Here is a 7,816-nt window from a genome sequence, read left to right on the forward strand (position 1 = left end):
CCCCAACTTTACTCCCCCGAAAGCTATCGGAGATCCTAAAGCCCTACCGTAACTTTACTATCTGGGGATACACCCCCGCTAATTCAAGCATAACAACGTTTTCAGGCGGCTGCTAACCAGGAAAAGTAGCATAGCTGATTATTCGCCGCTTTAACGAGCGAACAAGGCACATAATGTCATGTCTTCCGACAGATAAAAGAAAAAAGCCCGCGGTCATGATGACCACGGGCTTTAATTTATCCTGAAAAATCAGATGATCAGGCCGTTTGGGTCTGGTTCATCAGTTCCTGGAAGTTCGTTGCTTTTTCGGTCACTTTGGCTTTTTCCAGTACGGCTTCAACCGCCTGTTCTTCCAGCGCGACGTTACGCATGTTGTTCATCAGCTCGTTATTTTTGCCGTAGAACTCGATCACTTCAGCCGGATCTTCGTAAGCAGACGCCATCTCTTCAATCAGGGTCTTAACGCGATCTTCGTCCGCTTTCAGTTCGTGGCTGCGGATAACTTCACCCAGCAGCAGACCAACCACAACGCGGCGCTTAGCCTGCTCTTCGAACAGTTCACGAGGCAGCTCAAGAGCCTGCTTCTCGTTACCGCCAAAGCGCTGTGCAGCCTGACGCTTCAGCACGTCAATTTCGCTGTCGATCAGGGCAGCCGGCACGTCGATCTCGTTAGCGCTGACCAGGCCGTCGATAGCCTGAGTCTTCACACGGTTACGCACGGCGCCTTTCAGCTCGCGCTCCATGTTTTTACGGACTTCGGTACGCAGACCTGCTACAGAGCCATCTTCCACGCCGAAACGCTTGATAAACTCTTCGGTGAATTCCGGCAGTTCGCGCTCTTCAACTTTCTTCAGCACGATGTCGAACTTCGCCGCTTTCCCTTTCAGGTTTTCAGCGTGGTAGTCTTCAGGGAAGTTCACGTCGATAGTGAAGGTTTCGCCCGCTTTGTGGCCAACAACGCCGTCTTCAAAGCCTGGGATCATGCGGCCCTGGCCCATTGCCAGAACGAAATCAGACGCTTTGCCGCCTTCGAACTCTTCGCCGTCTACAGAGCCGGAGAAGTCGATGGTCACGCGGTCTTCAGCTTCCGCTGCACGATCGGTTTCTTTCCAGGTCGCCTGCTGCTTGCGCAGGGTGTCCAGCATGGCATCGACGTCTTCGTCGGTGACGGAAACAACCGGTTTTTCAACTTCGATGGCTTCCAGGCCTTTCAGCTCGACTTCCGGATAGACTTCAAACTCTACGGAATAGGTAAAGTCTTCGCCATCCTTGTATTCGCCCGGCACGTAGTTTGGCGCGCCAGCCGGATTGATTTTCTCTTTGATGATCGCATCAACGAAGTTGCGCTGCATCAGATCGCCCAGAACGTCCTGACGAACAGACGCGCCGTAACGCTGTGCAACCACGGTCATCGGCACTTTTCCTTTACGGAAACCGTCGATGCGCACTTTTTTCGCTACGCTGACCAGCTCATTTTTCACTGCGTTTTCGATCACATCTTTAGCAACGGTAATCGTAACGCGACGGCCCAGGCCCTGAGTTGTTTCTACTGAAACTTGCATCTTATTACCTCAAAAAATCACGTGCTCGGTCAACTTCAGACTCGCTCTACCCGTTGAGGCAAAGTAAGACTAAGAACCGGGACGGCTTCTGATGTCAGAACCGCATTCCCTGTTGTCAGAAGCGTCCCGAAGACATTCGGAAAAACAGACGCAGCATTATAGCGGCAACGGCAAAGCGAGTCGAGGCTACAACACGCCGCCATTTTGTTAACGTTCACGCTTTTTGTATCTGAAAGGAGTAAAAGAACGGGTTACTGCGTTTTTTTCGACCAGAAACAACAAAGCGGCCCGCAGGCCGCTTCAGATTTTAAGACAGTGACTCAGGCCAGCGTACCGGCGCCGCGGCAATTTGGCGAAGCCGGAACCGTATCCTGTAGCCCTTCCCACTCTTTTTCGGTGTAGGTATGCAGCGCCAGCGCGTGAACGCTTCCAGCCAGCTCATCAGCCAATACGCTGTAAATGGTGCGATGCCGCATCAGAAAGCGCTGGTTAAGAAAGCTGTCGCTGACGATGACTATTTTGAAATGGCTTTCCGCACCAGCGGGAACATTATGACGATAGCTTTCGTCATGAACCTCCAGGTGCACGGGTGACAATGCCGTTCTCAACTTTTCTTCTATTTGTTCGCGGATCATAACCACACTCCTCTACGACCTGATGCGCCCCATCTTTTTAAATATTAGACGGATTTCGCCGTCTGCCGATCCGTTTGCAGAAAAATATCCGCTGCCTGGCGGGCGCTACTGTGCATTTTCCTGCGGGCGGCTGCAACTGTCCGATTGAAAAAAGCCTGTCCGGGTATCGGGTGGAAAAGATAAGGTGATGAATTTGCGCATCGCCGGGGCTTCCCCTTACTACAGGCAATGTTATGATGACCTCGGTTTTGTCCGGACTACACCCCATAAAATCGAGAACATAAGTATGCTGAAAAAATTATTCTTCCCCCTGCTGGCTGTGTTTATGCTGGCCGGCTGCGCGACCAACAGCACCACGCTGAACGTTTCGCCAGTCATCAAACTGCCACAGCAGGACCCAAGCCTGATGGGCGTCACCGTCAGCATCAACGGCGCCGATCAGCGTACCGATAAAGCGCTTGCTAAAGTTAACCGCGACGGCCAGCTGGTTACGCTGACCCCCTCCCGCGATCTGCGTTTCCTGCTGCAGGAAGTGCTGGAGAAACAAATGGGCGCGCGCGGCTACATGATCGGTCCGAACGGGGCGGTTGATTTGCAAATTGTGGTCAATAACCTGTATGCCGATGTTACCCAGGGCAACGTGCGCTACAGCATTACCACTAAAGCCGATATTTCTATTATCGCTACGGCGAAAAACGGCAACAAACAGGTGAAAAACTACCGCCAGACCTACAGCGTTGAAGGCGCGTTTAACGCCACCAACGATAAGATCACCAACGCCGTTAACGCTACGTTGGGCGATGTGATTGACGATATGGCACAGGACACCAGCATTCACGAGTTCGTTAAGCAAAACGCCCGTTAATATTGCCTTGCCCGCCGCACTGGCGGGCACTGTTTTAAGGTTCGTATGCCCAGTCACTATCTGCAAATTTTCACCCGTCGTAACGCTGCCCTTCTGCTCCTGCTCGGTTTCTCTTCCGGTCTGCCGCTGGCGCTGACGTCCGGCACGTTACAGGCCTGGATGGCCGTAGAAAATGTCGATATTAAAACCATCGGCTTTTTTTCGCTGGTTGGACAGGCTTACGTCTTTAAATTTCTCTGGTCCCCCCTGATGGACCGCTATACGCCTCCTTTCCTTGGGCGTCGACGCGGCTGGCTGTTGGTGACTCAACTGCTGCTGGTGGTCGCCATTGCGCTGATGGGATTCATGCAGCCTTCACGCGATTTAACGCTGCTCGCCTCGCTGGCGGTGCTGGTCGCTTTCTGTTCCGCCTCGCAGGATATTGTTTTTGATGCCTGGAAAACGGATATCCTGCCGGCCGAAGAGCGTGGCAGTGGCGCGGCGATCAGCGTTTTCGGTTATCGGCTGGCCATGCTGGTGTCCGGCGGACTGGCGCTCTGGCTGGCTGATCGCTATCTGGGCTGGCAGGCCATCTGGTGGCTGATGGCTGCCATGATGGTGCCGGGAATTATCGCCACGTTGCTGGCGAAGGAACCGGACGAGGCCGTCGTGCAGCCGCGTTCGCTGGAGGAGGCGGTCGTCGCCCCGCTACGGGATTTTTTCACCCGCAATAACGCCTGGCTGATCCTGTCGCTGATCGTCCTTTATAAGCTTGGCGACGCTTTCGCCGCCAGCCTGACCACTATTTTCCTTATTCGCGGCGTAGGATTTGACGCAGGCGACGTGGGCCTGGTGAACAAAACGCTTGGGCTGTTTGCCACTATTATTGGCGCGCTTTATGGCGGCGTATTGATGCAGCGGCTGAGCCTTTACCGCGCGCTGATGCTGTTCGGTATCCTGCAGGCGTTGTCGAACCTGGCCTACTGGTTGCTGTCGGTGACCGACAAGCATCTTTACAGCATGGCTGCCGCCGTCTTTGCAGAGAATCTTTGCGGCGGCATGGGCACCGCGGCCTTTGTGGCTCTGCTGATGACGCTGTGCAACAAGTCGTTTTCTGCTACACAGTTCGCTCTGCTTTCCGCTCTTTCTGCCGTGGGGCGTGTGTATGTTGGGCCGGTAGCAGGCTGGTTTGTGGCGAGCTGGGGATGGCCCGCGTTTTACGCCTTTTCCGTTGCAGCGGCACTGCCCGGTTTGGTTTTGCTGGCGGGCTGTAAGCGCACGCTGGATCGGGCAGAGAAAACGCGCGAATTTGCTCCCCGCGACCGTTGGCCACAAGCCTATCGCTGGGCTATCCGTTTACTGCTGCTGGGTTGCGTTCTGGCAGGCATAGCCCTGGTCATGCTGGCGCTGGACGCATCAGGTGTGACGCACATTGACCATTTACTCACCACGCTCTTTAGCACCGCAGTGATGCTTGGACTGGCAGGCGTGATGCTGGGTTCGCTACTCGATTATCTGGCGCTGCGCAGAACGCCGGACTGAAGCCAGAAACGTTTTACCGCCTGGCAACCAGGCGGTAATCGCTTTTATCGTCCTGGCTCGAGCCGTGGCGTTCTTACCGTTTACGGCTGACAGCGCGCATAAGATTGTCAACAGAGAGGCGATAATGCGCGGCAATACTGTGATATCTCTCACGTAACCAGCCTGCGAGACGCAGAAGCGGATGCAGAACAGTAGCGACTTAAGGCAAACTTGCTGCGGTCAGATAATCGCAGACAGGCGTTTAAAAAAACGTTATATATTAGCCCTACTGCTGTAAGCGCACGTTTAGATTAATAGTTGGCTCTCATAGCAGAAAATACGCTAACAGCAACGTAACAAATGCCTTTTTTTTCGCTGGAAATAACGGCAGTGTCGCAGGAAATTTAATCGTTTTTTAACATTTCCACCGCTTCGCTTATTCCTTTTCTTCCGTTATTTCCTAAAGATTTTCGTCTTTACATTTACCGCTAAATGGGAAATAAAAACCGCTGCGAAACTATTTTTGTCTATTTGACATAGCTCAAATGCTACAACTATGTTAAATAATTGAGTACCAATTTCGCTGTTTATAGCCCCCCTCTTTTCTGAAGGGGATTTTCCATCTGTTTTTGTTATATCACCCCCAAAGCCCTGCTATTATTCATATTTTGTCACCCTCCGAAACATGTGTGACAGTGTTTGCAAAAGGTGTCAACACCTTGCTGACACAAGCTGTTGCTGGTTTACAGTACTGAAACGTTCCCGTAAAATGCCGCCACACTTAAACGACAATAGAGCCCTTGTCATTGAGGTCGTTAAATGAGACTCAGGAAATACAATAAAAGTTTGGGGATTCTGTCATTAATCGCAGGCACTGTATTGTTAAGTGGCTGTGATAGTGCATTGTTGAGTCCCAAAGGACAGGTTGCAATGGAGCAACGTTCGCTGATACTGACAGCCTTCGGCTTGATGATGATCGTCGTTATTCCGGCAATCCTGATGGCCGTGGTATTCGCCTGGAAATATCGGGCATCGAATACCGAAGCAAAATACAGTCCAAACTGGTCACACTCGAATAAAGTGGAAGCCGTGGTATGGACTGTGCCAATCTTAATCATTCTCTTCCTTGGCGTCCTGACGTGGAAATCAACCCATGCGCTGGAACCAAGCAAACCGTTGGCTTCCAATGTGAAACCAATTGAGATTGATGTGGTGGCGCTGGACTGGAAATGGCTGTTTATCTACCCTGAACAGGGTATTGCGACCGTCAACCAGATCGCTTTCCCGGCCAACACGCCAGTGACCTTTAAGATCACTTCGAACTCCGTGATGAACTCCTTCTTCATTCCTACCCTCGGTAGCCAGATTTACGCTATGGCGGGTATGCAGACTCAGCTGAACCTGATCGCAAATGAAGCCGGTACGTTTGACGGTATCTCCTCTAACTTTAGCGGACGCGGTTTCTCCGGCATGAAGTTCAAAGCTATCGCCACACCTGATAATGCAGCATTCAATCAGTGGGTAGCGAAAGCAAAAGAGTCTTCTAACCAGCTGATGACCATGGATGATTTCGAGAAACTGGCTGCGCCGAGCGAAAACCATCCGGTGGAGTTCTTCTCTACGGCGAATCCTGATTTGTTCAAGCAGGTTATTGGCAAATTCAAGATGAACCACGGGAATATGGCTATGTCCTCTGAGCATGAAGGCATGGACATGAACGACGCCTCTCACGCGGGAGCCGAGGAATAATACGATGTTGGGAAAATTAACCCTTGATGCTGTTCCGTACCACGAGCCAATTATCGTGGTTACGGTTGCCGCCATCATTCTTGGTGGTCTGGCTGTTGCTGGAGCAATCACTTACTTCGGTAAGTGGCAATACCTGTGGTCTGAATGGCTGACGTCAGTTGACCATAAAAAACTGGGTATCATGTATATCATCGTGGCTTTCGTCATGCTGCTGCGCGGCTTTGCCGATGCGGTCATGATGCGTAGCCAACAGGTGATTGCCTCAATGGGCGATCCGGGCTTCCTGCCGCCTCATCACTACGACCAGATCTTTACTGCCCACGGCGTGATCATGATCTTCTTCGTAGCGATGCCGTTTGTTATCGGTCTGATGAACATCGCTGTTCCTTTGCAGATCGGCGCACGCGACGTGGCCTTCCCGTTCCTGAACAACCTGAGCTTCTGGTTCACGGCTGTGGGCGTGGTGCTGGTTAACCTGTCACTGGGTGTGGGCGAATTCGCACAGACCGGCTGGCTGGCTTATCCACCGCTGTCCGGGGCTGAATACAGTCCGGGCGTCGGGGTTGACTACTGGATCTGGAGTCTTCAGCTCTCTGGTATCGGGACAACATTAACAGGTATTAACTTCTTTGTTACTATCCTGAGAATGCGTGCACCGGGCATGACCATGTTCAAAATGCCTGTCTTTACCTGGGCATCCCTGTGTACTAACGTGCTGATCATCGTCTCCTTCCCGGTTCTGACCGTGACGCTGGCGCTGTTGACCCTTGACCGTTATCTGGGCTTCCATTTCTTTACTAATGAAATGGGCGGCAACATGATGATGTACGTCAACCTGATTTGGGTTTGGGGACATCCGGAAGTTTATATCCTGGTTCTGCCTGTCTTCGGCGTCTTCTCCGAAGTGGTCGCAACCTTCTCGAAAAAACGCCTGTTTGGTTACACCTCGCTGGTTTGGGCAACGGTGGTTATTACCGTCCTTTCCTTCATCGTGTGGCTGCACCACTTCTTTACGATGGGTGCTGGTGCGAACGTTAACGCCTTCTTCGGTATTATGACGATGATTATCGCCATCCCGACCGGTGTTAAAATCTTCAACTGGCTGTTCACCATGTACCAGGGCCGCATTCAGATGCACTCTGCCATGCTGTGGACCGTAGGCTTCCTGGTCACCTTCTCTGTGGGTGGTATGACCGGTGTTCTGCTGGCGGTGCCGGGTGCTGACTTCGTACTGCATAACAGTCTGTTCCTGATTGCCCACTTCCATAACGTAATTATCGGTGGTGTGGTGTTCGGTTGTTTTGCTGGCGTGACTTACTGGTTCCCGAAAGCGTTCGGCTTCTGCCTGAACGAAAAATGGGGCGTGCGCGCCTTCTGGTTCTGGATCATCGGCTTCTTTGTTGCCTTTATGCCGCTGTACGCACTGGGCTTCATGGGCATGACTCGTCGTCTGAGCCAAAACATCGATCCTAAGTTCCACTCTCTGCTGGTTGTTGCGGCAGTGG

At 52.3% G+C, this 7,816-nt stretch carries 6 protein-coding genes; 4 read left to right on the plus strand and 2 right to left on the minus strand.

The window, feature by feature from the left end; translation table 11 throughout:
- Positions 1-257: 257 nt before the first annotated feature.
- Together tig and bolA are read right to left on the minus strand one after the other, a co-directional pair.
- Entirely contained in the window at positions 258-1,562 is a 1,305-nt protein-coding gene (gene tig / locus RTK32_RS15795; RefSeq protein ID WP_312045629.1) for a trigger factor, read from the minus strand.
- 320 nt (positions 1,563-1,882) lie between these two features.
- Complete coding sequence (gene bolA / locus RTK32_RS15800; RefSeq protein WP_312045631.1) at positions 1,883-2,197, minus strand: transcriptional regulator BolA; 315 nt, start codon at positions 2,195-2,197, stop codon at positions 1,883-1,885.
- Positions 2,198-2,483: 286 nt separating this feature from the next.
- Between bolA and RTK32_RS15805 the strand changes: the two genes are divergently transcribed.
- The 4 genes from RTK32_RS15805 to RTK32_RS15820 form a co-directional block, all read left to right on the plus strand.
- The gene (locus RTK32_RS15805) at positions 2,484-3,062 is read left to right on the plus strand and encodes a lipoprotein (protein ID WP_312045633.1); all 579 of its coding nucleotides are present in this window, start codon (positions 2,484-2,486) and stop codon (positions 3,060-3,062) included.
- A 45-nt stretch (positions 3,063-3,107) separates the two neighbouring features.
- A complete protein-coding gene (ampG, locus tag RTK32_RS15810; RefSeq protein WP_312045635.1) occupies positions 3,108-4,583 on the plus strand; it encodes a muropeptide MFS transporter AmpG in 1,476 nt (491 codons plus the stop codon).
- Positions 4,584-5,381: 798 nt separating this feature from the next.
- Entirely contained in the window at positions 5,382-6,311 is a 930-nt protein-coding gene (gene cyoA, locus RTK32_RS15815) for a cytochrome o ubiquinol oxidase subunit II (protein WP_312045637.1), read from the plus strand.
- A gap of 4 nt (positions 6,312-6,315) precedes the next feature.
- Positions 6,316-7,816, plus strand: a 1,501-nt coding sequence (locus RTK32_RS15820; protein WP_312045639.1) for a cbb3-type cytochrome c oxidase subunit I, incomplete at its 3' end; no start/stop codon positions are given.

This window comes from Erwinia sp. (assembly GCF_031978025.1).
In the GTDB taxonomy this organism is placed as follows: Bacteria; Pseudomonadota; Gammaproteobacteria; order Enterobacterales; family Enterobacteriaceae; genus Erwinia.

Excerpts from the sequence above, each read along its gene's own strand:
- tig (WP_312045629.1), bottom strand. The coding sequence starts at position 1,562 with ATGCAAGTTTCAGTAGAAACAACTCAGGGCCTGGGCCGTCGCGTTACG.
- bolA (WP_312045631.1), bottom strand. The coding sequence starts at position 2,197 with ATGATCCGCGAACAAATAGAAGAAAAGTTGAGAACGGCATTGTCACCC.
- cyoA (WP_312045637.1), top strand. The coding sequence starts at position 5,382 with ATGAGACTCAGGAAATACAATAAAAGTTTGGGGATTCTGTCATTAATC.
- RTK32_RS15805 (WP_312045633.1), top strand. The coding sequence starts at position 2,484 with ATGCTGAAAAAATTATTCTTCCCCCTGCTGGCTGTGTTTATGCTGGCC.
- ampG (WP_312045635.1), top strand. The coding sequence starts at position 3,108 with ATGCCCAGTCACTATCTGCAAATTTTCACCCGTCGTAACGCTGCCCTT.